At 54.7% G+C, this 1,322-nt stretch carries 1 protein-coding gene; it reads right to left on the reverse strand.

Features of this window, described 5'->3' with window-relative positions; translation table 11 throughout:
• Positions 1-44: 44 nt before the first annotated feature.
• Positions 45-1,234 (reverse strand): IS3 family transposase gene (locus tag A6F49_RS14630; protein WP_150119530.1). Its coding sequence is split into 2 segments (ribosomal slippage): positions 45-979 and positions 979-1,234, totalling 1,191 coding nucleotides; the frame shifts between segments, so codons are not numbered across the junction.
• Positions 1,235-1,322 lie beyond the last annotated feature (88 nt).

A 1,322-nucleotide genomic window follows, 5' to 3' on the forward strand; every position in this document is an offset into this window, starting at 1 on the left:
TGGTCTGCCCTGCGTTTTTCGGACACCTTGTTGATGGGTTTTCTTTAGGCTGCGGTGGCAAGCTGGAGTCCACCATAGTGGACCTCGGCGGGCCGTTGGTAATCTAACGCTGAGTGACGTCTACGAGTGTTGTAGAAGGCTTCAATGTAGCGGAATACATCGCGTTTGGCGTGCGCCTTGGTGGGGTATACGGTCCGGTAAACGCATTCGTTTTTCAATGCAGCGAAGAACGACTCGGCTAAACTATTGTCCCAACACACACCGGTGCGTCCCATTGAAGCGCGCATTTCGTGGCGCGCTAACGCGGCTTGGAAGTCCTTAGATGAATATTGTACTCCCTTGTCAGAGTGGAAAATAGCATCCTGTTGGATGACTGTAGTGGCCGCAGCATTGTCCAGGGCCTGCACCACTAATTCAGCACGCAGATGATCGGCCATCGAGAAGCCCACGACTTTTCGGGAGTAGCAATCAATGACCGTGGCCAGGTACATGAATCCTTGCCAGGTATGAATATAGGTGACGTCGCCGACAAATTTCTGGCCCGGTGCGCTAGCACTGAAATCCCGTTGCACCAGGTCTGGAATCGACGCCGCTGCATCGGCATCGGGGTCAGTGGTGACCCGAAACGGACGCGGCTGACAGGCGATCATGTTTTGCTCTACCATAATCTGCCGGACCAGCTCGAGGCTGGCTTGGGTGCCTTCAGCCACCAGATCAGCATGCACCCGCCGGTACCCATAGGTCTGATCCGAGTCGTCAAAATAGAACCGGATCCGGGCAGCAAGCTCTTCGCGGCGGGCGGCGGTGGTCGACTGTGGTCGTGACCGCCAGTGATAGTACCCCGACCGCGACACCCCTAACCAGGCGCACATATGCACAATCGTCCACCACGGATTTGGACTGTCTTTGTGGGATTCAATGAACTCGTACTTGGCCACTACTGTGGATCCCTCGCGAAGTACGCTGCTGCTTTTTTTACGAACGACAACTCCGCTTTGAGCTCTTGGACTTCGCGTTCTAGCGCTTGTTCTCGCGCGGTTGCACCCCTGTTCGTGGCCTCTTCGCCACCTGCATCCCCGTGGGTTTCGCGGTATTTTTTGACCCAGTTCCCCAATGACTGGGCAGCGATCCCATATTCCCGAGCAACCTCGGCAATCGGTTTGGAAAATTCAATGACCTCTTGAACCAACTGATCTTTGAATTCCTGGGTATAACGACGGCGTGGAGTTGACATGTCCTTACTCAGTCTCACTTTCGGTATGACCCTCAAGTTTAGTCAAGACTAAGAGGGCCCGTGTCCGAAATCTCTAGAGCAGGCCACT

Source organism: Enteractinococcus helveticum (assembly GCF_001657475.1).
GTDB lineage: Bacteria > Actinomycetota > Actinomycetes > Actinomycetales > Micrococcaceae > Yaniella > Yaniella helvetica.